The 24,035-nt window shown below is 62.7% G+C and carries 25 protein-coding genes and 1 tRNA gene; 11 read left to right on the forward strand and 15 right to left on the reverse strand.

Annotated elements, in window-relative coordinates; translation table 11 throughout:
* Positions 1-12 precede the first annotated feature (12 nt).
* Positions 13-2,145 (reverse strand): GumC family protein, encoded by a 2,133-nt coding sequence (locus J2858_RS00940; protein WP_210102884.1) that lies wholly within the window; start codon positions 2,143-2,145, stop codon positions 13-15.
* Positions 2,146-2,343: 198 nt separating this feature from the next.
* Between J2858_RS00940 and J2858_RS00945 the strand changes: the two genes are divergently transcribed.
* From J2858_RS00945 to J2858_RS00985, 9 genes are all read left to right on the forward strand, one after another.
* Positions 2,344-2,922 (forward strand): polysaccharide biosynthesis/export family protein, encoded by a 579-nt coding sequence (locus J2858_RS00945; RefSeq protein ID WP_210104071.1) that lies wholly within the window; start codon positions 2,344-2,346, stop codon positions 2,920-2,922.
* A 3-nt stretch (positions 2,923-2,925) separates the two neighbouring features.
* Positions 2,926-4,083 (forward strand): glycosyltransferase family 4 protein, encoded by a 1,158-nt coding sequence (locus J2858_RS00950; RefSeq protein WP_210102885.1) that lies wholly within the window; start codon positions 2,926-2,928, stop codon positions 4,081-4,083.
* 110 nt (positions 4,084-4,193) lie between these two features.
* Positions 4,194-5,738, forward strand: coding sequence for an undecaprenyl-phosphate glucose phosphotransferase (locus tag J2858_RS00955; protein WP_210102886.1), 1,545 nt, complete (start codon positions 4,194-4,196; stop codon positions 5,736-5,738).
* Between the two features lie 5 nt (positions 5,739-5,743).
* Positions 5,744-6,985 (forward strand): O-antigen ligase family protein, encoded by a 1,242-nt coding sequence (locus J2858_RS00960; RefSeq protein ID WP_210104072.1) that lies wholly within the window; start codon positions 5,744-5,746, stop codon positions 6,983-6,985.
* A gap of 31 nt (positions 6,986-7,016) precedes the next feature.
* Positions 7,017-7,304: a helix-turn-helix domain-containing protein gene (locus tag J2858_RS00965; RefSeq protein ID WP_210102887.1), complete on the forward strand. Its 288-nt coding sequence runs from the start codon at positions 7,017-7,019 to the stop codon at positions 7,302-7,304.
* 265 nt (positions 7,305-7,569) lie between these two features.
* Positions 7,570-7,719, forward strand: a complete 150-nt coding sequence (locus J2858_RS00970; protein WP_210102888.1) for a hypothetical protein — start codon at positions 7,570-7,572, stop codon at positions 7,717-7,719.
* Between the two features lie 105 nt (positions 7,720-7,824).
* Complete coding sequence (locus tag J2858_RS00975) at positions 7,825-8,013, forward strand: hypothetical protein (RefSeq protein WP_210102889.1); 189 nt, start codon at positions 7,825-7,827, stop codon at positions 8,011-8,013.
* An 84-nt stretch (positions 8,014-8,097) separates the two neighbouring features.
* A tRNA-Pro gene (locus J2858_RS00980) sits at positions 8,098-8,174 on the forward strand.
* Positions 8,175-8,355: 181 nt separating this feature from the next.
* Complete coding sequence (locus J2858_RS00985) at positions 8,356-9,504, forward strand: hypothetical protein (protein WP_210102890.1); 1,149 nt, start codon at positions 8,356-8,358, stop codon at positions 9,502-9,504.
* Between the two features lie 39 nt (positions 9,505-9,543).
* Here the strand turns inward: J2858_RS00985 and J2858_RS00990 are convergent, their stop codons facing one another.
* From J2858_RS00990 to J2858_RS01015, 6 genes are all read right to left on the reverse strand, one after another.
* Positions 9,544-10,080, reverse strand: coding sequence for a MerR family transcriptional regulator (locus tag J2858_RS00990; RefSeq protein ID WP_210102891.1), 537 nt, complete (start codon positions 10,078-10,080; stop codon positions 9,544-9,546).
* Positions 10,081-10,256: 176 nt separating this feature from the next.
* The gene (locus J2858_RS00995) at positions 10,257-10,595 is read right to left on the reverse strand and encodes an integration host factor subunit alpha (RefSeq protein WP_210102892.1); all 339 of its coding nucleotides are present in this window, start codon (positions 10,593-10,595) and stop codon (positions 10,257-10,259) included.
* 86 nt (positions 10,596-10,681) lie between these two features.
* Positions 10,682-11,653 (reverse strand): beta-ketoacyl-ACP synthase III, encoded by a 972-nt coding sequence (locus tag J2858_RS01000; RefSeq protein ID WP_210102893.1) that lies wholly within the window; start codon positions 11,651-11,653, stop codon positions 10,682-10,684.
* Between the two features lie 19 nt (positions 11,654-11,672).
* Positions 11,673-12,722 (reverse strand): phosphate acyltransferase PlsX, encoded by a 1,050-nt coding sequence (plsX, locus tag J2858_RS01005; protein WP_210102894.1) that lies wholly within the window; start codon positions 12,720-12,722, stop codon positions 11,673-11,675.
* A 95-nt stretch (positions 12,723-12,817) separates the two neighbouring features.
* Complete coding sequence (locus J2858_RS01010) at positions 12,818-13,384, reverse strand: YceD family protein (RefSeq protein ID WP_377296048.1); 567 nt, start codon at positions 13,382-13,384, stop codon at positions 12,818-12,820.
* Between the two features lie 2 nt (positions 13,385-13,386).
* Positions 13,387-13,932, reverse strand: coding sequence for a ubiquinol-cytochrome C chaperone family protein (locus J2858_RS01015; protein WP_210102896.1), 546 nt, complete (start codon positions 13,930-13,932; stop codon positions 13,387-13,389).
* Positions 13,933-14,206: 274 nt separating this feature from the next.
* Here J2858_RS01015 and J2858_RS01020 point away from each other — a divergent pair, with 274 nt between their 5' ends.
* Positions 14,207-14,698 carry an outer membrane protein assembly factor BamE gene (locus J2858_RS01020; RefSeq protein ID WP_210102897.1) on the forward strand — a complete coding sequence of 164 codons (492 nt, stop codon included), beginning with the start codon at positions 14,207-14,209 and terminating at the stop codon, positions 14,696-14,698.
* A gap of 113 nt (positions 14,699-14,811) precedes the next feature.
* Here J2858_RS01020 and J2858_RS01025 read toward each other — a convergent pair whose 3' ends face one another.
* From J2858_RS01025 to ribH, 4 genes are all read right to left on the reverse strand, one after another.
* Positions 14,812-16,950, reverse strand: a complete 2,139-nt coding sequence (locus tag J2858_RS01025) for a sodium-translocating pyrophosphatase (RefSeq protein WP_210102898.1) — start codon at positions 16,948-16,950, stop codon at positions 14,812-14,814.
* A 192-nt stretch (positions 16,951-17,142) separates the two neighbouring features.
* Complete coding sequence (locus tag J2858_RS01030; RefSeq protein ID WP_210102899.1) at positions 17,143-18,366, reverse strand: MFS transporter; 1,224 nt, start codon at positions 18,364-18,366, stop codon at positions 17,143-17,145.
* Positions 18,367-18,378: 12 nt separating this feature from the next.
* Positions 18,379-18,858 carry a transcription antitermination factor NusB gene (nusB, locus tag J2858_RS01035; protein ID WP_210102900.1) on the reverse strand — a complete coding sequence of 160 codons (480 nt, stop codon included), beginning with the start codon at positions 18,856-18,858 and terminating at the stop codon, positions 18,379-18,381.
* Between the two features lie 3 nt (positions 18,859-18,861).
* Positions 18,862-19,317, reverse strand: a complete 456-nt coding sequence (gene ribH, locus J2858_RS01040) for a 6,7-dimethyl-8-ribityllumazine synthase (protein ID WP_210102901.1) — start codon at positions 19,315-19,317, stop codon at positions 18,862-18,864.
* Between the two features lie 168 nt (positions 19,318-19,485).
* Between ribH and J2858_RS01045 the strand changes: the two genes are divergently transcribed.
* A complete protein-coding gene (locus J2858_RS01045; RefSeq protein ID WP_210102902.1) occupies positions 19,486-20,022 on the forward strand; it encodes a GNAT family N-acetyltransferase in 537 nt (178 codons plus the stop codon).
* 25 nt (positions 20,023-20,047) lie between these two features.
* On the opposite strand, the gene J2858_RS01050 is transcribed toward J2858_RS01045, so the two are convergent.
* The 4 genes from J2858_RS01050 to glyA form a co-directional block, all read right to left on the reverse strand.
* On the reverse strand, positions 20,048-20,662 hold the full coding sequence (locus J2858_RS01050; protein WP_210102903.1) for a riboflavin synthase: 615 nt from the start codon (positions 20,660-20,662) through the stop codon (positions 20,048-20,050).
* Positions 20,644-22,026: a bifunctional diaminohydroxyphosphoribosylaminopyrimidine deaminase/5-amino-6-(5-phosphoribosylamino)uracil reductase RibD gene (ribD, locus tag J2858_RS01055; protein ID WP_245365573.1), complete on the reverse strand. Its 1,383-nt coding sequence runs from the start codon at positions 22,024-22,026 to the stop codon at positions 20,644-20,646. The genes J2858_RS01050 and ribD overlap by 19 nt, the downstream gene beginning before the upstream one ends.
* A 78-nt stretch (positions 22,027-22,104) precedes the next feature.
* The gene (gene nrdR, locus J2858_RS01060; protein ID WP_210102905.1) at positions 22,105-22,584 is read right to left on the reverse strand and encodes a transcriptional regulator NrdR; all 480 of its coding nucleotides are present in this window, start codon (positions 22,582-22,584) and stop codon (positions 22,105-22,107) included.
* 15 nt (positions 22,585-22,599) lie between these two features.
* Complete coding sequence (gene glyA / locus J2858_RS01065; RefSeq protein WP_210102906.1) at positions 22,600-23,889, reverse strand: serine hydroxymethyltransferase; 1,290 nt, start codon at positions 23,887-23,889, stop codon at positions 22,600-22,602.
* Positions 23,890-24,035: the final 146 nt, after the last annotated feature.

The raw sequence follows: 24,035 nt of genomic DNA on the forward strand, positions 1-24,035 counted from the left end.
GCCGCAAGGCCGTCAGGCGGCATCGCGACCCCGGCGCCTTGGATCATCCGACGGATCGGCCATCATCACCAGCGCGTCCGGATAGCCGGCCGTGGCATAGCGCGCGGACACGGCCGCGATTTCGTCGGCGGATGCATTCGCCACCGACAGAATGACTTCGGCGGTGCTTGCCCGTGTGAGGCGCTCGAGCATGGTCATGTCGGTCGCGCCGCAATCGACGAGGACGATTTCATAGGCGCCCGCAAGCGCATCGATGATCATGCCGAGGCGGTCGGCGGCGCGCATCGCCTCGACCGGATCGGCATTTCCGGCCGGGATGATGTGGACGCCGGACAGGCGGTCCGGATGAATGGTGTCGCCAAAGGCTGCAGCACCGCAGAGAAGATCGGTAATGCCCGGCAATTGCGCCGACTGCGCCATCAGGCGGGTGGCACAGGCCGTGCCCGACAGATCGAGAAGCACGACGGAGCGGCGCGCGCCGGCGAGGTGGCGCGCCAGGCTGACGGTCGTCGCCGAGCCATCGTCACCCTTGGGCGAGACGATGACCGCCAGCGCATCGCGACGGCGCATCAGATAATCGCTGACCGATGCCAGACCGGATGGCTGAACGCCGTCGCTTGGGAGGCCGGACAGAGCGAGCTCCGGAAGGGGTGCCGGGATCGGCACCGGACCGGCTGTTTTTTCCTGAAGCACCACGACCGGCTCCGCCACGGCCGGCGCCGGTTGCAGCGGCCGGGCGGCCGGAAGCCGGCTCTCCGTCGGACGCAGGCCGCGGCCGGAAAACAGCGCGACGACGATGATGCCGATCACCTGCAGGAGAAGGCTTGCGAGCGCAATGACGATGGTGATCGGGATCACCTTGGGGAAATAGGGCTCGGGCGGCTCCATCGCGGTCGAGACGATACGCGCATCGGCGGGCGTCGAATTGCCATCGACGCGCGAGGCGGCGGCCCGGTAGCGGGCGAGATAGGTTTCGAGCAGCTGGCGTTCGGCAGCAGCCTCGCGCTCGAGTGCCCGAAGCCCCACTTCCTCTTCGCCGGCCTGCGCCGACTGGGCCTTCAGACCACTCAGCTGCTGCATCAGCTCCTGTTCACGCAGGCGTGCCACGGAGGCTTCGTTCTCGAGGCTGGCGAGGATCTTGCGGCTTTCCGTCTCGATCTGCCGGCGGATGCCGGCAAGCTGTGCCCGCAGCGCCTTCAGCCTCGGGTGGCCGTCGAGAAGCGCGATGGACGCCTGGGCAATCTCGCCCTCCACCTGCGACTGGCTTTCCTTCAGCCGCTGGATCATCGCCGAGCCGACGATATCGCCCAGCGTATCATAGCCGTTGCCGGCCTGCAGGGCCGCGCGCACGTTCTCGGCACGCGCCTGTGCATTGGCGCGCTCGCCGCGCACGCGGGCAAGCTCGCTCGACATGCCGCTCAGCTGCTGGGCGGTAAAACTGGTATTGTCGCTCGACTGGAAAAGACCCGCCGATGCCCGGTAGTCGGCGACCTTCTTTTCCGCATCCGCCACCCGGGTGCGAAGGGTGGCGATTTCCGGCTCCAGCCAGCCGGCTGCCTGCGAATGCGTGTCGCGCTTGGCGCCGCTCTGCATGGAGAGATAGAGATCGGCCATGCGGTTGGGAATGTCGGCCGCAAGTTTCGGATCCTGCGAACTGAATTCGATCGCGATGACTCGCGACCCCTCCAGCGGATAGACCTGCAGCTTGTCGCGGAAGGTTTTCACGATGCGGTCTTCTGCCGGAAGCGAAAGCGGGTTCTGCTTGAGCCTCAGAAGCGCCAGCGGATCCGGCAGCAGCGAATAGGCCTCCGGATCGAATTCCTTGCGCGAGGCCAGATCAAGATCGCGCACGATCTGGCGGATAAGATCGGCCGACTGCAGGAGCTGGGCCTGGCTTGCAATGTTGAGCTGGTCGAGAACCGGTTCGCTCGCCCCCTGCCCCGTCTCTCCGGTCACGCCCCCGCGCGCTTCGATGAGGATGCGTGTCTCGGCCTTGTAATCGGGGGTGAGCAGGCTCGACACCCCGAAGGCAAGCACTGCAGATAGCGCCGTGGTCGCGACAATGCGACGCCGCCTTTGCCACACTGCGGCAAACAGCTGTCCGATATCGATATCCGCATCCTGATGGCCATCAATGCCGGACATCACGCACTCCCATTCCATGTCATCGGCGGAGATTATGCGATCATGGTAACCCCGACGTTAATGGGTGAATAAGAATGTTCGCACACACGAACTGAGCGGGGCTTGCGTGCAAAACTTGCACAGGTTCTTTACCCGCCATTAACCATAACCGGAGGATAAGGATGACACTTGCCCTTCCCATCCGGAGTTACCCGCGAGATGCGGTTTGCACGACAAAGACCTGTTTTGTCCATGGCTCTTGCGGCCTGCATTTCGGCAGGTCTTGCCAGCTGCTCGTCCTATGCGCCGGCACCGAAGGCGTTTCACGAGGCAACCATCCAGCCCTACCGGCTGGACAGCGGCGACCGGCTGCGGGTGACCGTTTTCGAGCAGCCGAACCTCTCCAACACCTATACGGTGGATCAGGCCGGCTACCTCTCCTTCCCGCTCGTCGGCCAGGTGCCGGCGCGCGGCCAGACGATCGCGGTGCTGGAAGGTGCCATTGCCGCAAAGCTGAAAAAGGGCTTTTTGCGCGATCCGGACGTCACCATCGAGGTCGACCGCTACCGCCCCGTCTTCGTGATGGGTGAGGTTGGCCGGCCGGGACAGTATTCCTATGTGCCGGGGATGACGGCGCAGAATGCCATTGCCGTTGCCGGCGGCTTTACCGCGCGCGGCAACCAGCGCGACATCGACGTGACACGCAAGATCAACGGAGAGGTTCTGACGGGCCGCACCACGATTTCCAGCCCGGTTCTCGCCGGCGACACCATCTATGTCCGCGAACGGCTGTTCTGATCCATGAATGCCGGCCGGCCGCTTCGCATCATTCACTGTTTCCGCTCACCGGTCGGCGGCATCTTCCGGCATGTGCGCGATCTGGTGGAGGAACACCACGCCGCCGGCCACGAGATCGGCATTCTCTGCGACAGCTCGACAGGCGGGGCGCATGAGGAAAAGCTTTTCGAGGCGATCCTGCCCAAGCTGTCGCTCGGGCTGACGCGCCTTCCCATCCGGCGCTCCATCAGTCCTTCGGATCTGGCGGCGCTCTACAGAAGTTACAGGCATATCAAAAGTTTGCGGCCGGATGTCTTGCACGGTCACGGCGCCAAGGGTGGCGTCGTCGCAAGATTGATCGGCTCAGGTCTGCGGGTGAACAGGTATTGCGTAGCCCGCCTCTATTCGCCGCATGGCGGCAGTCTGCATTACGACCGGGCAAAGCTGTCCGGCCAGGTGGTGCTGCGGCTCGAACGCTTCCAGGAGCGGCTGACCGACAGCCTCGTCTTCGTCTGCGATTACGAGAGACGCACCTATGCGGCAAAGGTCGGAACGCCGAGAACGGCGTCGCAGGTGATCCTGAACGGCATCAGCGACACGGAATTTTCGCCCGTGCCGGCAGCCCCGGATGCGGCCGATTTTCTCTATATCGGCATGATGCGCGACCTCAAGGGACCGGACGTGTTCATCGATGCCTTTGCCCGCACCGAGCGTGCGCTGGGGCGGCCGCTCTCGGCCGTGATGGTGGGCGACGGTCCGGACAAGGAGCGCTACCAGGAGACCATGACGCGGCTCGGCCTTGGCCGGCGCATCCGCATGCTGGACGCCATGCCGGCAACCCAGGCCTTTGCACTTGCCCGCACCGTGATCGTGCCCTCGCGCGCCGAGGCCATGCCCTATATCGTGCTGGAGGCGCTCGCGGCCGAAAAGCCGCTGATCGCCAGCCGCGTCGGCGGGATTGCGGAAGTTCTGGGCAGTGACAGCCGGGCACTTGCCATCCCCGGCGATGCGGCGGATCTGTCTGCCCGCATGGTGGAGACAATGACCGAACCCGGCTGGCAGGCCGAGGTCATGCCGAAGCCGGAAGCGTTTCGCGCCACCTTCTCCGCTTCCGTGATGGCGCGCGACATGCTGGCGCTCTATCGCAGTCTTCAGCGCAACGCCCCCGCAAAGCTTTCTTAGCTTCTTGCTGCTAATGCTCGGCCAAGCCGCCCCGTGCGACCCCGTGCCCGCGCGCGGAGGCCGGACGCGGGCGCCAAGGGCGCTTTGATGACGGGCGGGATCTACAGACGATGAGCGAACCGGCACAACAGGACGACCGGGCCCGTGACACCGTTGCGGAGCGCCGGCGCCGCAGCCCTGCGGTGGCTGCAGACACCGGAGCCGCAGACGCGGTGCAGCTCAACCCGTTCGCCCGCGAGATCGCCGAGCAGTTCCGCCAGACGGCAACTTCGCCGGCTCTTCTGATCGGCCAGATCCGCCTCCTGGAATTCCTACTGCTGCTGGCGCTCAACCTGGCGATGGGGCTTGTCCTGAGCGAAGGGACATTCCTTCTCCACGCCGGCCTCAGCGCCGGTTGCGCCGGCCTCACCATTCTTCTCCTGCAGATCACGGATGCCTATCAGATCCCGTCGCTGCGCGCGGCTGGCCGCATGACGCGCCGGATTGTTGCCGCCTGGAGCATCGGCTTCCTGGTTCCGCTCGCCGGTGTCTGGCTCGGCCTTGCCGGTGCCTTCCCCTCGACCTTCCTTGCGATCTGGTATGGCGCGGGCCTGCTGCTGCTTCTGGCGCTGCGCCGGCTGATGGCCTTTGCCATTCGCCACTGGGCGCGCAACGGCACCATGGAGCGGCGCGCCGTGATCGTCGGCGGCGGCAAGCCGGCGCGCGATCTCGTGCGGGCGCTGGAGCGGCAGGCCGACAACGACATCCGCATCTGCGGCATCTTCGACGATCGCGGCGATGACCGCTCTCCCGATGTGGTGGCAGGCTACCCAAAACTCGGCACCTTTGCCGAGCTGGTGGAATTTGCCCGGCTGGCCCGCATCGACATGCTGATCATCGCGCTGCCGGCAACGGCCGAGGAGCGTATCCTGCAGCTGGCGCGCATGCTCTGGGTGCTGCCGGTGGATATTCGCCTTGCAGCGCATGCCAGCCAGCTGCGCTTTCGGCCGCGCGCCTATTCGCATATCGGCACCGTGCCGATGCTCGACATGTTCGACAAGCCGCTGCGCGATTGGGACGAGGTGGCCAAGCGCATCTTCGACATCGGCTTTTCGCTTTTGGCGCTCGCCCTTGCCTGGCCGATCATGCTGGTGGCCGCAATTGCCGTGAAGGCAAGCTCGAAGGGGCCCGTGCTCTTCGTACAGAAGCGCCATGGCTTCAACAACGAGGTCATCAACGTCCTCAAATTCCGGTCGATGTATACGGAGATGTCGGACCCGACGGCAAAGCGCGCCGTGACGAAGAACGATCCGCGCGTCACCCCCGTCGGGCGCTTTTTGCGCAAATCCTCGCTGGACGAGCTTCCGCAGTTCTTCAACGTGCTGCGCGGCGAGCTCTCGCTTGTCGGCCCGCGCCCGCACGCCGTGCATGCCCAGACCGGCGACCGGCGCTATGTCGACGTGGTGGAAAGCTATTTTGCCCGCCATCGGGTGAAACCCGGCGTCACCGGCTGGGCGCAGATCAACGGCCTGCGCGGCGAACTGGACAGCGACGACAAGATCCGCGCCCGCACCGCCTTCGACCTCGATTATATCGAGAACTGGTCGCTGCTGTTTGACCTTAAGATTCTTTTCCTCACGCCGATCCGCCTTCTCAACACGGACAATGCCTATTGAGCCCGCTGGTGCCGGAACAGCTGCCGGAGCGGGTATTTTATCCGCAAAGGGCAGCGCTGCGGCTGATCGGCTCGGCGCTGCTTGCCCTCGGCGTCTTCCTCTCGGGCTTCGTCATTTCGGAGCCTGCGCCCTACGAGCTGATGCTTGCGGTGCAGATCGCCCTGTTTTTCCTCGCCGGGTTGAAAATCTCGCGGGCGGTCGGGCCGCTTCTCATCCTGCTCCTGCTGTTTAACGTCGGCGGCATGCTGTCGCTGATGGTGATGGCGGATCTGTCCGGCGCGCCGATGTATATGGCGGTATCGCTATTCCTGGCGCTCACCGCCGTCTTCTATGCCGCCATGATCGAGGACGATCATCGCCGGCTGGGGCTGATCTTCCGGGCCTGGGTTGCGGCTGCGGTGATCACGGCGCTGCTGGGCATTCTCGGCTATTTCCACGCCTTTCCCGGCGCGGAAGTGTTTACGCTCTACGACCGGGCAAAGGGCGCCTTCCAGGACCCGAATGTCTTCGGCCCCTATCTGGTCGCTCCAGCGCTCTATCTGATGTACCGGCTGCTGACGGGCGGGCTTGCCGCAGCGCCTCTGACGCTTGCAGGCCTGCTGGTGCTGACGCTTGGCATCTTCCTGTCGTTTTCGCGCGCCGCCTGGGGCCTCTATCTGTTTTCGGCGCTGGCACTCATCGCCGTCATGTTGCTGAAGGAACGCACGGCCGCCTTCCGGCTCAAAATCTTCACGCTGGCGCTTGCCGCCCTGCTTCTCGCCATGCTGTCGGTGGGGCTCGCCCTGCAGTCGAAGAAAGTGTCCGACCTCTTCCTCAACCGCGCCAAGCTGGTGCAGGATTATGACGGCGCACGGCTCGGCCGCTTCGAACGCCACAAGATGGGCTTCCTGATGGCCATGGAGCGGCCGCTCGGGCTCGGCCCCATGGTGCTTGGAAAAATGTTCGGCGAGGACGAGCACAATATCTGGCTGAAATCGCTCACCACCTATGGCTGGCTCGGCTTCGTGTCCTACCTTCTGCTGGTGTGGTCGACGCTTGTCATCGGCTTTCGCGCCCTCCTGCGCGACAGACCCTGGCAACCCTACCTGATGATCGCCTGGATCGTGCTGGCCGGCCATACCATGATCGGCAATGTCATCGACCTCGACCACTGGCGCCATGTCTATCTGCTGTTCGGCCTGATCTGGGGCTGTTTCGCCCTGGAACAGGCGCATGGCCGCAAGGCTTCGGCAGCGCATCCGGCTTGACTTTGCCGAAGACCGTTCCACATTTTGAAGCATGATCACAGCAGAGCAAATTCGCGCCGCGCGCGCCATGATCGGGATGTCGCTGGAAGAGCTTTCCCGCGAAAGCGGCCTGTCCGTTTCCGACGTCGAAGGCCTCGAACGCGGGGTGGCATTTGGGGTCGATACAGCGCGCCTGCGCCAATGCCTGGAACGCCATGGCATCGTGTTCCTCGCCACCGGAGAGGACGATCCCGGCGTCGGGCCCGGTCTTCGCCTGCGCCATGCGCCCGCCGACGAAGGCATACGTCCGGAAAACCTCAACGCCGATAACGACGGCTAAGCCGGGCGAAACGCTTCGCTTTCCCGAAAATGAGCAAGCGGCGACCGAAGAGCCGCCTACTCCCCTTGCCTGCGCCGAAAAGGCCGCAGCGCGGCGCAGCCGTCCCGCATTCCGAAATCTCCCCCTGCCCTGTCCTTTCGTGAGCTGCTCCCCGCGGCGGGCTGTGTGTCCCCGTGCAAAAACCCTTTTCAAGCGCGCTTCGAATGTGCGGGAACAAAATCGCCGGATCGTCGTTGTCGCACGCCCATTACGAAAAGGATTTCCCATGGCACGCAGCAACAGCCTCTACTTCGTCATCGGTGCCCTCGTCATCGCAGTGGCCGGCCTTGGGGCCTATGTCATTCGCGAGGAGACCAAGCCCAAGGGCGTCGAGATGAGCATCACCGGCAATGGCGTCAAAGTGGAACAGAATTGATTTCCCGCAAGGAACCCCGTTTGCGTAGGTGCAAATATTCGGATATACAATCAACCGGGGAATAAATGAAAGCTTCAACGGCTTTCCAACAAAAGAGGGTGGCAGATGACCAAGCATATCGACAAGCAATCGACGGAAAAATCCGCGTTCAAGAAGGTCTGGAACGTCAGCGAATTCGCGCGACGCTACCGGCTGGATGCACGTGAGGAAAACCGTCTGTTAAAGCTGCTCGGTCCGTTTGCCTCTGAACAGGAGCTGCTGATGAATGCCACCCGCACGCCGATCTTTCGATAGGCATTCTTTCCACAGCCCGCCACTTTTGCCCTTGCACCCTGCGCGGCAAGTCAGTAATGAGAGCGTGCTTCGAAAGAAGCGGGTCGGGGCGTAGCGCAGCCCGGTAGCGCACTTGACTGGGGGTCAAGGGGTCGTCGGTTCAAATCCGGCCGCCCCGACCATTTAAGACAATTAGATAGCCAGTTCCCCCAGGACTGGTTGTTGCCTTAGAAGCTTAAAAGGCAGCTTATAAACTCTCCTCCATAATACTGTGGTTAATAGTGCAGCAGTGAATTTGATCACAGAATTCATGCTATAGTCTCGTCGCGAACCACCGCGTGAGGAAGCATGAAGCCAGATAGATTGCTGAAACTTCTGAAGGAGATGGACAGTCGACTATCGCGGCTATCAGTTCAGCTTGATAATGAACGCGGCAGTTCAAAGGCTGTTTCAACGCTTATTGATGATCTCCGCGATATCAGAACAGTCATCAAAAGGCGTATTGGGAAAATTGCCTCCGTCACCACATCCGACGTTGACGAATTGGAGCGCATTATCAATGACGCCCGGGAGGCCGCAGCTGCCATACGTGGGTTTAGCAAAGGCGATCCTGTTTTCCTGACCTTGGAATCAATATCCTCTGATAAGGTGGGCCTCTTGAATCTCATTGCGGGATTAAAGATCGGCTTGAGCCTTGTGACTCCTGACGATGTTATAAGTGCAACGCCAGGCCAAAAGACAGCGGCATTTCAGTTCAAGGTGTTGGACGGAATTCTTACGGTTGTCGACCAGCCACTATATGCGGCCGAGCGAGAGAGAGACCGAGCGGTTGCGGCCTTGAACGACGTCATTGAGTATGGTGATTACGTAAATGAGGAATTGAGTAAAACCAATGCGTCCCCTCGGCTGAGGTATGAGTTTCAAAATCTTCAGGGGAAATTATTAGCACACAATAACATAGTTCAGGTCGGGCAGAGTGCGAATCGGTGCACCGTATCCGTTGACGCGCACTCCGAGGAGCTTTCTGCTCCAATCTCCGGAATACTGATATCTCATCTACGGACTGTATTCGATGCTCTATCTCAGTTCGAACAATGGCGCGCCTATTGTGAAGATGCTGCATTGGCTAACCTAGATGTGAAATCCGTCAGAGCGCTTTCCGAGGCCGTTAAATCACTTGGTAGTCAATTCAAAAATGAACCGGCGGTGGATAAGTCAGTGCTTGGTGCCTTAGATGCAGTTGACCGCTGGGTTAGCGAGGAAGCTAAACCTGACAATCGCGACGTCCTATCTTTAGCGAGAACGTTGGAGAACATCTGGTCAGCGGTGACCAAGGCGCTCCTACTTGCGGGGAAAATGGCAGCCAAAGAGAGCACGAAAGCAGCTATGGTGTGCGTAATAACGGCGCTGCTTGTCGCCGGCGCAAACGGAATGATCCCGGCCATAGCAAAGGTTCCGGGCGCGGGATGGATCGAACCTGTTTACAACTTCTTCAAATTACAGAGCAAGTAGCGTCAGCGATGCTGCCGACAGGCTAACTTCGGCTCTGCCTCAGCGAACCTGATCGAGCAGGCGCTTGCATTCCAGAAGGTCGAAGAGCGCTTCCTGCAACAGCGCGCGGTCTTCCTTGGCAATCGAGCTTTTGCCGATGGAGACCTCCAGCCCGTCATCCTCCGAGCCGCCGCCGAAGCCGAAGAAACGGCCGCTGGGCTTTGCCTTCGGGCGCCCGACGATCTGGTCGTCCTCGGGATTGGCAACCTTCGGTTCGGCCGGGCGGTCGCTGTTGGCGGCCATGATGGCTTCCATCGTGGCAAGATCGCCGGACGCAATGGCGGAGACGAACTTGTTGCCATTGGTGCGCAAGAGCTTCTGCACGCCCTTGATCGTATAGCCATGGTCGTAGAGCAGGTGGCGGATGCCTTTCAGAAGATCGACATCTTCCGGGCGATAGTAGCGGCGCCCGCCGCCGCGCTTCATCGGCTTGATCTGCGGAAACCGGGTTTCCCAGAAGCGAAGCACGTGCTGCGGCAGGTCGAGGTCGTCGGCAACTTCGCTGATGGTGCGAAAGGCGTCCGGGCTCTTGTCCACGTCTTCATCTCCGGCAGTCAGCGACTCAACGCCACGTCAAATGTATTCGTCGGACCGCATTTCAACGGTTTGCGGCGTCGAACTCAAGCGGTTTGAGAGAGAATGAACAGCTAAGTGGCCGCGGGGCCCTGCGATGCCGGGACAGATTGACCGGCCGGGCTGAAAAGGCAGGCCGATCAGCTCGCCGGATTGGCGGGCTTGGCCTTCGCCTTGCGCTGCAGATGCGACTTCAGGATGCGCTGCTTGAGCACGTTGGAAGCCTTGAACGTCATCACCCGGCGCGGCGAGATCGGCACTTCTTCGCCGGTCTTTGGATTGCGGCCGATACGCTCGTTCTTCGAGCGCACCTGGAAGGTGGCGAAGGAGGAGAGCTTGACCATCTCGCCCCGCACGATGGCGTTGCAGATCTCGTCGATCACCGTTTCGACAAGCTCGGCCGACTCGGTCCGCGAAAGACCGACCTTGCGAAATACCGATTCCGCCAAGTCTGCTCGTGTCACTGTCTTGCCGGCCATGAGCCCCGCCCGTCAAAGTTCGATTTCAAACGCGTGCAAACTCTATGTCCCTTGGAGTTCGGGGTCAAGCGCTTGTAAACACGAGATTACCAGCGAACGAGCAGCGCCCCCCAGGTGAAGCCGCCGCCCATGGCTTCCAGCATCACCAGATCGCCCTTCTTGATGCGCCCGTCCGCTGCCGCCACCGAAAGCGCCAGAGGAATGGAGGCGGCCGAGGTGTTGCCGTGCAGGTCGACGGTGATGACGACCTTTTCGGTTGGAATGCCGAGCTTCTTGGCCGAGCCATCGATGATGCGGCGGTTGGCCTGGTGCGGCACCAGCCAGTCGAGGTCGTCGGCAGTGGTGCCGGTCGCCGTAAAGGCCGCCTCGATGACATCGGTGATCATGCCGACGGCATATTTGAACACCTCACGGCCTTCCATGCGCAGATGACCGACAGTGCCCGTGGTGGAGGGGCCGCCATCGACATAGAGCTTGTCCTTGTGGGAGCCGTCCGAGCGCAGATGCGCGGTCAGGACGCCGCGATCGGCAATCGTTCCCTCGCTCTCCTGCGCTTCGAGAACCAGCGCGCCCGCGCCATCGCCGAAGAGCACGCAGGTGGTGCGGTCCGTCCAGTCGAGAATGCGCGAAAATGTTTCCGCGCCGATGACCAGCGCGCGCCTCGCAAGACCGGCCTTCAGATGCGCATCAGCCGTCGCCATGGCATAGACGAAGCCGGTACAGACGGCCTGCACGTCAAACGCATAGCCCTGCGTCATGCCGAGTCGGTTCTGGATGTTCACCGCCGTTGCCGGAAAGGTGTTGTCGGGCGTCGATGTCGCGACAATGACGAGATCGATATCGGCGGGCGTCAGGCCGGCCTTGTCAAGGGCCGCGCGCGCCGCCTGCTCGCCGAGGGAGGCTGTGGTTTCGCCTTCGCCGGCGATGTAACGCTGGCGGATGCCGGTGCGCTGCACGATCCAGTCGTCAGACGTTTCCACCAGGCTTTCGAGTTCCTTGTTGGTGACCTGGCGCTGTGGCAGCGCGGCACCGAATCCCAGAACCACTGAACGGATCATGCGCGTCATTCCTGATTCCTTACGCCGCTTCTTCCGGACCTGCCGGCGGCAGACGGCGGGCATGATAGTCTTTGAGATCCTGCAGGATCTTGTCATTCAACTGATTGCGCACCATGTCATAGCCGACGTCGATGGCAGAGGCATAACCTTCCGCATCCGTGCCGCCATGGCTCTTGATGACGATGCCGTTCAGCCCGAGAAAGACGCCGCCATTGACCTTGCGCGGGTCCATTTTCTCGCGCAGGCGATCGAAGGCGCCCTTGGCGAAGAGATAACCGATCTTCGACATCAGCGTGCGCGACATGGCAGACCGCAGAAGCTCCGCCATCTGCTTGGCGGTGCCTTCGGCGGTCTTCAGCGCGATATTGCCGGTAAAGCCCTCGGTCACCACCACATCGACCACGCCGCGGCCGATATCGTTGCCCTCGACAAAGCCGTGATAGGCGATCGTCGACAGGTTCGCCTCGCGGATCATGCGGCCGGCCTCGCGCACCTCTTCCTGTCCCTTGACCTCCTCGACGCCGACATTGAGGAGGCCGACGGTCGGGCGCTCGATCTCGAAGAGCGAGCGGGCCATGGCGCCGCCCATCAGGGCAAAATCGAGCAGCTGGCGGGCATCCGCCCCGATGGTGGCGCCGATATCGAGCACGATGCTTTCACCGCGCAGCGTCGGCCAGATGCCGGCAATGGCCGGACGCTCGATGCCGGCCATGGTGCGCAGGCAAAACACGGCCATGGCCATCAGCGCGCCGGTATTGCCGGCGGAGACGGCCACATCGGCATCGCCGCTTTTGACCGCATCAATCGCGCGCCACATGGACGAGACATGCCGGCCGCGGCGCAGCGCCGCACTCGGCTTCTCATCCATGGTGATGGCGACGTCACAATCGTGAAACACCGTCTTTGCGGCAAGTTTTGGATATTTCGCAAGCAGCGGCTCGCACAACGCCTTCTGCCCGAAAAGCAGGAAGGTCACATCCGGGTGCCGGTCGAGCGCCTTGGCCGCGCCGGGGATGACGACTTGCGGACCAAAATCGCCGCCCATGGCATCGAGAGATATCCTGATCACGCGTTCCTGATCCTTCTGTCCCGCGCTTGGCGAAATCGCGGCCAAAATACTGTTTCTGCCGCCGCATACAACTCATTGCTGGAGAAATGCAAACGCTATTCCTTGGTTTTCCAGTCCTTGAGCACGGCAAAGGGGTTCGGCTTGCCCCCGTTTGGCGTGTCGTCGGCCTCGATATGGTCGGCAAACTCCGAGCCGGGCTTGCGCGGGTAAGGGTTGATCGCAAGCGCTGCAAACTCCGCCACCACCGCGCCGGCATCGATCGTATCGCCGACGAAGGTCTCGGGAAGGTCGGGGCCTTCCGGATCGAGCACCATCTCGGCCGTATCACTGGTGATCAGGCGAGCAAGCTTTGAACCTTCCGGCACGAAGATCTGTTCCAGAACCTCGTCGATATCGGCTTCCACCGGCTCCAGCGTCACGACGCAGGCCTGCACGATATGGGCCTCGACTCGGCCCTTCAGCCGGACGCCATCCTTCTTCCAGCGGGCAATCTGCAGATCGGCCTTCAACGACGTGACCGACAGCACCTGCCACAGCTCGGCAAGCGCCGCACGCTCGCGCTCATCCGCCTCGACATGGACGGTGACGGCATTGGCTGAAATATGGCCGACCTTGACCAGATAGGAAAAGGGCGGCTTTTCGCTGGGATCGTGCGGTGTCATCATCACTGTTCTTTCTTTCCGGGCTCAGGCAGCGTCAGAAGGCCACGCGCGATATCGTCTTCGGTGACGGCGGCAAGCGCGACCTGCGCCCGCATCATCCAGCCACCCAGACCATCCATCGACGGGGCATCGGCGTCCGAGGGATAAAAATTGCGCCGCAAGGCGGCAGACAGAGCCGGCGCATCGCCGGCCTCGAGGGCTTTTCCATAGGATTCCAGCCGGCCATAGAACATGCCGGCGAGCTTCTTCATGCGCTTCGGCACCGCCTGATCGCCAATGCCCAGTTCCCGGATCGAATGGTCGATGTCCTGGAAGAAGGCATCCATGATCTCCTGGGCCAGTTCCTGACCGCTGATGCCCGACTTAGCCGTGCGGCGGAAAAACAGGATCATCACCACGGACAGCATCTCGAACCGGCCCATCACCGTGTCCGGCACATCAAGATCCGTATAGAAGAAAGGAATGCGGGCTGCCGAGGTCAAGCTGGCATATTGCCGGTCGACGATGGCGCGATTGCGATTTTTCTTTGCGAAAAGACCGAAGATCATGAAAGCCTGCACTTCTTGGCCGCCAAAGCGGATGCTGGTCAAGCCAGCCGTGTTGCATGGAAACGAAAGCTGGTTTACCGAAGCAGGCACGAATTGCAATGCCGTTCCGGCGTCGCAGCGATGAGGCGGGCGGATTTCAGGCCCTCGCCGACCGAAACATGCCGGTGTTCGCGGAATAGCCACAATGCTATCGCAGCACGGACCAACCGGTTGGCGGGATGGAACACATGAGGACAGGGTGTTGAAGAAGCAGGTGGTTGGGTCTCATTTGGGTATGGCCGGCAAGGCTGCGATCGTGGCGGTCACCGTGACACTGGGACTGTCCGGCTGCACGACGGGGATCGGCGAAACGCTGCACAACGGCTACGTGCTGGACAAGGATGCGCTGGACCTGACGCCGGAAGGTTCGAGCCGCGAGCAGGTTCTGCTCTCCATGGGCACCCCCTCGACGACCGCGACCTTCGACGGCGAAGTGTTCTACTATATCTCGCAGAAGCGCGAACGGCCGGTGGCCTTCATGAAGCCGCGCCTGGTCGAACAGACCGTGGTGGCCTTCTACTTCAACAAGGATGGCGTGGTTGCCCGGCGCGCCGTCTACACGCTGAAGGACGGCCAGGTGTTCGACACGATTTCGCGCACGACGCCGACGGGCGGCCGCGACCTTACCTTCCTGCAGCAGCTGCTGTCCGGCGGCACGGGCGGTGGTGCCGGTGCGGCGGCCAACACGTTCCGCAACATGATGGGCGGCGGCAACAACGGTATGTAAACGGCATCGGGGGCGCCCTGCCCCCTTTACCGACAGACAACAGACCGACAGACAAAAGGCCCGCGGCTTCGTTTCAAAGCCGCGGGCCTTTTTTCAATGCTGAGCGTCAGGCGTCAGGCCGCCAAGATCGCCAGCAGCAGCAGCGCCACGATATTGGTGATCTTGATTGCCGGATTGACCGCCGGGCCTGCCGTATCCTTGTAAGGATCGCCCACCGTGTCGCCGGTGACGGAAGCCTTGTGGGCATCCGAGCCCTTCAGATGCCGCTGGCCGTCCTTGTCGACAAAGCCATCCTCGAAGCTCTTCTTGGCATTGTCCCAGGCGCCGCCGCCGGACGTCATAGAAATGGCGACGAAAAGGCCGTTGATGATGACACCGAGCAGCGAGGCGCCAAGCGCCGCGAAGGCCGAGGCCTTGGAGCCGGAAATCAGGAGAACGCCGAAATAGACGACGACCGGCGCCAGCACCGGCAGAAGCGACGGCACGATCATTTCGCGGATCGCGGCCTTTGTCAGGATATCGACGGCGCGGCCGTAATCCGGCTTCTCCGTGCCGGCCATGATGCCCGGGCGGTTGCGGAACTGGGCGCGCACCTCCTCGACGATCGAGCCTGCCGCCCGCCCGACGGCTGTCATCGCCATGCCGCCGAAGAGATAGGGAATGAGGCCGCCAAAGATGAGGCCGGCCACGACATAAGGATTGGCCAGGCTGAAGGAGATATCGCCGACATCGGCGAAATACGGATACTGCGCCCCGTTTGCGGCGAAATAGGCAAGATCGTTCGCATAGGCGGCAAACAGCACCAGCGCGCCGAGGCCGGCCGAGCCGATGGCATAGCCCTTGGTGACGGCCTTGGTGGTGTTGCCGACCGCATCGAGCGCGTCGGTCGATTTGCGCACTTCCGGCGGAAGGCCCGCCATTTCCGCGATGCCGCCAGCATTGTCGGTGACGGGGCCGAAGGCATCAAGCGCCACGATCATGCCGGCAAGGCCGAGCATGGTGGTGACGGCGATGCCGGTGCCGAAGAGGCCACCGAGCTGATAGGTGGTGATGATGCCGCCGACGATGACGATGGCCGGAAGCGCGGTTGATTCGAGCGACACCGCCAGCCCCTGGATGACATTGGTGCCGTGGCCGGTGACGGAGGCCTGCGCGATGGAATTGACCGGCCGCTTGTTGGTGCCGGTGTAATATTCGGTAATCACCACGATGAGCGCAGTGACGACAAGGCCAAGAATGCCGCAGAAGAAGAGATTGGCGCCGGTGATCTCCTTGCCAGCCACCGTGCCGATGGAGCCCCAGCCGATGGTGAAGGACGTGGCAACCGCAAGGCCGACGATCGACAGAGCGCCGGTGGCGATCAGCCCCTTGTAGAGCGCGCCCATGATGGAGCCGTTGGTGCCGAGCTTCACGAAGAAGGTACCGGCAATCGAGGTGAGGATGCAGACCGCGCAGATGGCCAGCGGATAGGCCATGATGACCCCGAGCGTCGGCACACCGGCAAAGAAGATTGCCGCGAGAACCATGGTGGCAACGACCGAGACGGCGTAGGTTTCAAAGAGGTCTGCCGCCATGCCAGCGCAATCGCCGACGTTGTCGCCGACGTTATCGGCAATAGTTGCGGGATTGCGCGGATCGTCTTCCGGGATACCGGCCTCGACCTTGCCGACAAGATCGCCGCCGACGTCAGCGCCCTTGGTGAAGATGCCGCCGCCGAGACGGGCGAAGATGGAGATGAGCGAGGCGCCGAAGCCGAGAGCCACCAGCGCATCGATGACATGCCGGCTGCCCGGCGCATTGCCGAGACCGTAGACCAGGATGGCGTAGTAGATGGAGACGCCGAGAAGGGCCAGGCCCGCCACCAGCATGCCGGTGATGGCGCCGGACTTGAAGGCGATGTCGAGGCCGGCGGCAAGGCTGTGCGAGGAGGCCTGGGCCGTGCGCACATTGGCGCGCACCGACACATGCATGCCGATAAAACCGGCCGCTCCGGAGAGCACCGCGCCGATGACGAAGCCGAGCGCGGCAAGCCCGGACAGGAGCGCCCAGGTTGCGACGGTCACCACCGCGCCGACGATGGCGATGGTCATATACTGGCGCGTGAGGTAGGCCTGCGCCCCCTCCCGGATATAGCCGGCAATTTCCTGCATGCGCGCGTTGCCCTGATCGGCCGCCAGCACCGAGCGCGTGGCCCAGGCCGCATAGGCGATCGACAGGAGACCGCAAACGATCACACCCACTATCACTGTCATACGATTTTCCTCTCCCAAAATACCGGCCACAGCCTCTGTGCCGGACGAGAACCGCGCGCCTCCCCTCCCAAGGAGCCTGTGACACGGTTCACCACCCAAGAGTGCGGTGATGAGGAAAGGGCGTCAAGGGTTTACCCGGCAAGGGTTGCTCAACAGCCTAACTTCGTCTGTATTTGAAGGATGTGAGGCAGATCAAACGGCGCGCGAGGGCTTCTGCCGGAGAATCAGGGCGCCGATCAGCACCAGGCAGAGGATGGCAACCGGCCAGATGGCAAGATTGATGAAGGACCAGCCATAGGAGGTGAAAACCTTGCCGGAGGAAAAGGACGACAGGGCCACCGAGCCGAACAGCACGATATCATGAAAGCCCTGCACCTTGTCGGCCTCGTGAGGGCGATAGGTGGAGGCGATGATGGCGGTGGAGCCGATGAAGCCGAAATTCCAGCCGATGCCGAGCAGCACCAGCGCGCCCCAGAAATTCCACAGCTCGATGCCGAGATGGGCAGTGACGGCGCAGGCCATCAGCGTGACGAGCCCGAGCGCCACGACCCGCTCTGCCCCCAGCCGCGCGATGATCATGCCGGTAAAGAAGCTCGGGCCGAACATGGCCAGCACATGCCACTGGATGCCGAGCGTGGCGAGTTCCGTCGGGAAACCGCAGCCGACGACCATGGCAAGCGGCGCCCCGGTCATCACGAAGGTCATCAGCGCATAGGTGCCGATGCCGCAGATCATTCCGGTGGCGAAGCGCTGCGTGGCGACGATTTCGCGCAGCGGCCGTGCCGCACCGCTCTTTTCCGTCACCTTCGCCGGCTGCGGCAGCTTCAGGAAGAAGAGGATGGAGATAGCGATGAGGCTGAGCGGCAGGAGCGCGAGGAACGTGCCGGCAAAGGTGACCGGCGAAAAGAGATCCTTGGCCCAGATGGCCAGCTGCGGGCCGATGATGGCCGAAACGATGCCGGCGCCGAGGATCCAGGAAATCGCCTTGGGCTTGAACATCGAGGGCGAGGCATCGGCGGCGGCAAAGCGGATCTTCTGGGTAAAGCCGCCGCTGATGCCGATCATCATCAGGCCAAAGGCGAACAGCCAGAAATTGCCCTTGAACAGCGCGATTGCGGCAAGCGTGCCGCCACAGGCACCGATCAGCGCCCCGGTCATGAAGGCGGCCTGACGTCCGAGAACGCGCGAGACAAGGGCAATGCCGATCGCGCCAAGCGCAGTTCCGACATTAAAGCCGGTGACCGGTGCCGTCGCCAGCGACTTGTCGGCGGCAAGCAGCTGGTAGCCGGCCAGTGCGCCGACGGAGATGGACAGAGGGGCTGCCGCCCCCATCACCGCCTGGGCGGCAGCCAGGAGGAAAACATTGCGGCGCGCCGCCGAAAGCTGCCGTTCCAGTCCCTCGCCGCCCGTATCCATCTGCCTTACCGCCTATTTCTTGGCTTCGACCCGAACCTGCTTGGCAATGCGATCGAGAACCGCATTGACGATCTTGGGCTCTTCGCCGTCGAAGAAGGCCTGGGCGATCTCGACATATTCCGTGACGATGACAGCGACCGGCACATCCTTGCGCTCAAGGATCTCGAAGGTGCCGGCGCGCAGGATGGCGCGCAGCGTCGAATCGAGGCGCGACAGCGGCCAGCTTTCGAGAAGCGAGGAGCGCACGAGCGGATCGATCTTGGTCTGGTCGCGCACGACGCCCGAGACGATGGAGCGGAACCAGGACGGATCGGCCTTCAGATAGGTGTCGCCGTCGAGCTCCTGGCCGAGACGATGCGCCTCATATTCCGCCACGACTTCCAGAACGCCGGTGCCGCCGATATCCATCTGGTAAAGCGCCTGCACGGCCGCCAAACGGGCCGCGCCGCGCTGGTTGGCCGGTTTTACCGGCTGCTGCAGATCCTTCGCCATGGCTCAGGCGCCCAGCTTTTCGCGCAGTTCGATCATGGAAAGCGCCGCGCGCGCTGCAAAGCCGCCCTTGTCCTTCTCGCTCTTCTTGACGCGCGCCCAGGCCTGCTCGTCGTTTTCGACGGTCATGATGCCATTGCCGATGGCAAGCGATTCCGACACGGCAAGATCCATCAGGGCGCGGGAGGATTCGTTGGAGACGATATCGAAGTGATAGGTCTCGCCGCGAATGACCATGCCGAGCGCGACAAAGCCGTCATAGTTGACACCGCCCTGCTCAGCCGCATCGAGCGCCATGGCAATCGCCGGCGGGATCTCGAGCGCGCCCGGAACCGTCACCACGTCATAGGTCGCACCGGCTTCGGTGAGCGCGGACGTCGCGCCATCGAGCAGCGCATCGGCCATGTCGTCATAGAAACGAGCTTCGACAATGAGGAGGTGAGGCTTCAAAGAATCGGTCATGGGTCGTCCTGGTCGCAATTCTGCGAAATGATCTGTTGGGAATTGCGGCGGTCAAACCACGCCACGCGCGCCTTGGCAAGCGATTTTCGAGTTTGGCTGCTGTTCAGGGCGCCCGCAGGTCCTATAGAAAGGCGCCAAAGCCTGCCATTGTTCAACCGGAATGACCTTATGCCCCCGATCCCGACGATCGAAACGCAGCGTTTGACGCTTCGCCCCCACCACCTTGATGACTTCGACAGTTTTGTTGCCCTCTGGGCCGATCCGGCCGTTTCGCTCTATGTGGGCGGCAGGCCGGCGACGCGCGAGGAAGTCTGGCAAAAGCTGATGCAGCGCACCGGCATGTGGCACCACATGGGTTTTGGCTTTCTGGTCATCGAGGAGAAAGAAAGCGGAAAACTGGTGGGCGAAGCGGGCTTTCACGAGGCGCGCCGCCCGCTCACCCCTTCGATCGAGGGCACGCTGGAAACCGGCTGGATGGTTTTACCTGAACATTGGGGAAAGGGCTATGCCAGCGAGGCGGTGGCCGCCCTCATCGCGTGGGGCGAGCAGAATTTCAGAGCCATGGACATGAGTGCCATCATCCACCCCGATAACGGCGCTTCCCTTGCCGTGGCGCGCAAGGCCGGTTTTTTCGAAATCGCCCGCACCGAATACAAGGGACCCTGCGTGGTTCTTCTGCGCCCGCGCCGGGAAGATGCCGCCTGAGGCGGCGGCGTAGCCTCAGTCTGCCTCAGCGGCTTGCCGGAAACTCCGCAAGGCGTGCGGCATAGCGCGCCATCGTATCGACTTCGAAATTGACGAAATCGCCGGCTTTGAGATCGCCCCAGGTGGTGACTTCCAGCGTGTGGCGAATGAGCAGGACATCGAAATTGGCGCCATCAACGGCATTGACGGTGAGCGAGGTGCCGTCCAGCGCGACAGAGCCTTTTGGCGCGACGAAACGGGCCAGCGCCTCGGGCGCGCGCAGGCGGATGCGCACGGCCTCGCCTTCGGCGGTGATCGACAGCACTTCGGCCTTGCCATCGACATGTCCGGACACGATATGGCCGCCCAGTTCGTCGCCGATCTTCAGCGCCCGTTCCAGGTTGATGCGGCGGCCTGGAGCCCAGGAGGAAATCGTCGTCAGCCGCAGCGCCTCTTCCCAGGCTTCCACCTCGAACCAGCGCTCGTTGCTGCCGTCCTCGGGCAGTTTCGTCACCGTCAGGCACACGCCCGAATGGGAGATGGAGGCGCCGATATCGATGGTTTTCGGATCATAGGCGGTGTTGACGCGAAGGCGCACGCCCTCATCGAGCGGCGAGAGGTCGGCGACAGTGCCGACATCGGTCACGATACCTGTAAACATTGAAAGTCCCTCTCATATTCCGAGCAGCAGTCCTCGCCGAAGCGAAGCCGGCGGACGGCGCTGTATTCCTGCGGGATATCGGTGCGGGCAAGCGGCGATTCAATGCCGCCCTCGCCGATCTCGACCGGCCCTTCGAGAAGAAGGATGCGATCCACCAGCCCGGCCTCCAGGAAGGCGCGGGCAACAGTGGCGCCGCCCTCCACCAGAACGGAGGAAAGGCCGCGGGCGGCAAGCGCCGTCAGAAGCGATGCGAGATCATCCACCTCAAGGATTTCGACCCCGGCCTCGACCAGATGCTGGCGGCGGGTGGAAAGTGCCTGCGCGGTGTCAGACGCCGGCGTCGGCGCAAGTGCGCTATCGGCGGACGGATGGGCCGGCGTCGGCGCAAGATTGTCCCCCTCTGCCCTGCCGGGCATCTCCCCCACAGGGGGGGAGATCAGGGAGGATGCCGCCTGCCCGTCCGCTTGTGTCCGTGCGGGGGAAGCGGGTGGTGGGGTGGCGGAAGTGGGGTGCGGGGTGGCGGAAGAAGCCTGCGCCGCGGGGGTGGAAGCGTGGGGGCTATTGGGGAACGGATGCGCTGGCGGCGGGGTGATCTCCCCCCCTGTGGGGGAGATCCCCGGCAGGGCAGAGGGGGGTGTGCGCAGCGCAGCCAGGATGACCGGGACATTGCGCGCGGTCTTCACCAGCTTCGACGTCAGCGGCAGGCGCAGGTGGTGGTCGAGCACGATGCGCATCGGCGAGCGATGCTCCAGCCCGTGCAGACGCACCGTCAGTTCGGGATCATCGGCGATCGCCGTGCCGATGCCGACAAGGATGGCATCCGTTTCGGCCCGCAGCGCCTGCATGTTGGCGCGCGAGACGGGTCCGGTAATGGCGACCTGCCCGGCGCCCGTGCGGCCGATCATGCCATCCTTCGATACGGCAAGCTTCAGCGTCACATGGGCCCGCGCTTTGGTCTGGCGCATCAGATACGCGGCAAGCGTCCGGCGGCCTTCGGCCTCCAGCACGCCCGTCTCCACGGTGATGCCGGCCTCGCGCAGAATGGCAAACCCGCGACCGGAGACACGGGGATCGGGATCGGCAAGGCACACGACCACGCGGGCGATGCCGGCGGCGACCAGCGCATTGGCGCAGGGCGGCGTGCGGCCATAATGGGAGCATGGTTCCAGCGTCACATAGGCGGTGGCGCCGCGCGCCGCCTCCCCCGCCTTGGCAAGCGCCTGGGTTTCGGCATGCGGGCGGCCGCCGACGGCGGTCACGGCGGCGCCGATGATGACGCCGTCCTTGACGATCACGCAACCGACGGAGGGATTGGTGCCGGTCTGGCCGGTGTGCTGGCGCGACAGCGCAAGGGCTGCGGCCATGAAGCGCTGGTCGTCCGAATAATTGTCGTCAGCATCCGGCCCAAAGGGCCGGCAATCCGCGGCCGCCCCGCCCATGGCTCAGGAATCCACGGTGGAATCGCGGCCGATACGGGCGCTGATCTCGGCAATCACCTTTTCGAAATCCTCCGCATGGGAGAAATCGCGATAGACCGAGGCATAGCGGACGAAGGCCACGTCATCGAGGCTTTTCAGGGCCTCCAGAACCTGAAGGCCGATCTGTTCGGACGAAATCTCGCTCTCGCCCGAACTTTCGAGCCGCCGCACGATGCCCGACACCGCCCGCTCGATGCGGTCGTTGTCGACGGGCCGCTTGCGTAGCGCGATCTGGAACGACCGCACCAGCTTGTTGCGGTCGAAAGGTACCTTGCGGCCCGTCTTCTTCGTCACCATGAGCTCGCGCAACTGCACGCGCTCAAACGTAGTGAAGCGACCGCCACAATCGGGGCAGATGCGCCGCCGGCGGATGGAGGTGAAATCCTCGGCCGGACGCGAATCCTTGACCTGGCTGTCTTCGGAACCGCAATAGGGGCAGCGCATCCGTTCAAAGGCCTCTTACATATAGGGGTACATCGGGAAACGATCGGTGAGCGTGACGACCTTGTCGCGCACCGAGGCTTCCACGGCGGCATTGCCCTCATCCGAATTGGCAACCTTCAGGCCATCGAGAACCTCGACGATCAGATTGCCGATTTCGGCGAATTCCGCTTCCTTAAAGCCGCGCGTCGTGCCGGCCGGCGTGCCGAGACGGATGCCGGAGGTGACGAAGGGCTTTTCCGGATCGAACGGGATGCCGTTCTTGTTGCAGGTGACGAAGGCGCGGCCAAGCGCTGCTTCCGCCCGCTTGCCGGTGGCGTTCTTCTTGCGCAGATCGACCAGCATCAGGTGGTTGTCGGTGCCGCCGGACACGATATCGAGATTGTGGCTGATCAGGGTATCGGCCAGAACCTTGGCGTTCTTCACCACCTGGGCGGCATAATCCTTGAATTCCGGCTGCAGCGCTTCGCCGAAGGCAACGGCCTTTGCGGCAATCACATGCATCAGCGGGCCACCCTGCAGGCCGGGGAAGACGGCCGAATTGAACTTCTTGGCCAGATCCTCATGGTTGGTGAGGATCATGCCGCCGCGCGGGCCACGCAGCGACTTGTGGGTCGTGGTGGTGGCGACATGGCAATGCGGGAACGGCGACGGGTGCACGCCACCGGCCACCAGACCGGCGATGTGGGCCATGTCGACCATCAGATAGGCACCGACCGAGTCGGCGATCTCGCGGAAACGCTGCCAGTCCCAGATGCGGGAATAGGCGGTGCCGCCGGCAATGATCAGCTTCGGCTTGTGTTCTTCGGCCTTGCGGGCGACTTCATCCATGTCGAGCTGGTTGTCGTCTTCGCGCACGCCGTAGGAAACGACGTTGAACCACTTGCCGGACATGTTGACCGGCGAACCATGCGTCAGGTGACCGCCGGAATTGAGGTCGAGGCCCATGAAGGTGTCGCCCGGCTGCAGGAGCGCCAGGAACACGGCCTGGTTCATCTGCGAACCGGAATTCGGCTGAACGTTGGCAAAGCCGACGCCGAACAGTTTCTTCGCGCGTTCGATGGCCAGTTCTTCGGCAATATCGACAAACTGGCAGCCGCCATAATAGCGCTTGCCCGGATAGCCTTCCGCATACTTGTTGGTCATGATCGAGCCCTGGGCTTCGAGCACGGCGCGCGAGACGATGTTTTCGGACGCGATCAATTCGATCTCGTGACGCTGGCGACCCAGTTCCTTCTCGATCGCACCAAAGATATCCGGATCTGTATCGGCGAGCGAACGGGAGAAGAATGCATCTCTATGCGACATGTCGGGGCTCCTGGAAGAAACTGATGCGAAGGCGTCTTAGCGGCACGCCTTCATAAGGGCAATACGCAGCGCGATATTTGCAGATCAATCCGCCGCATCGGGCTCTCACAAAGGCGCTTTCGCGCTCGATTGCGACACCATGACCC

It is taken from the genome of Neorhizobium galegae (assembly GCF_017877135.1).
Classification (GTDB): domain Bacteria; phylum Pseudomonadota; class Alphaproteobacteria; order Rhizobiales; family Rhizobiaceae; genus Neorhizobium; species Neorhizobium galegae_A.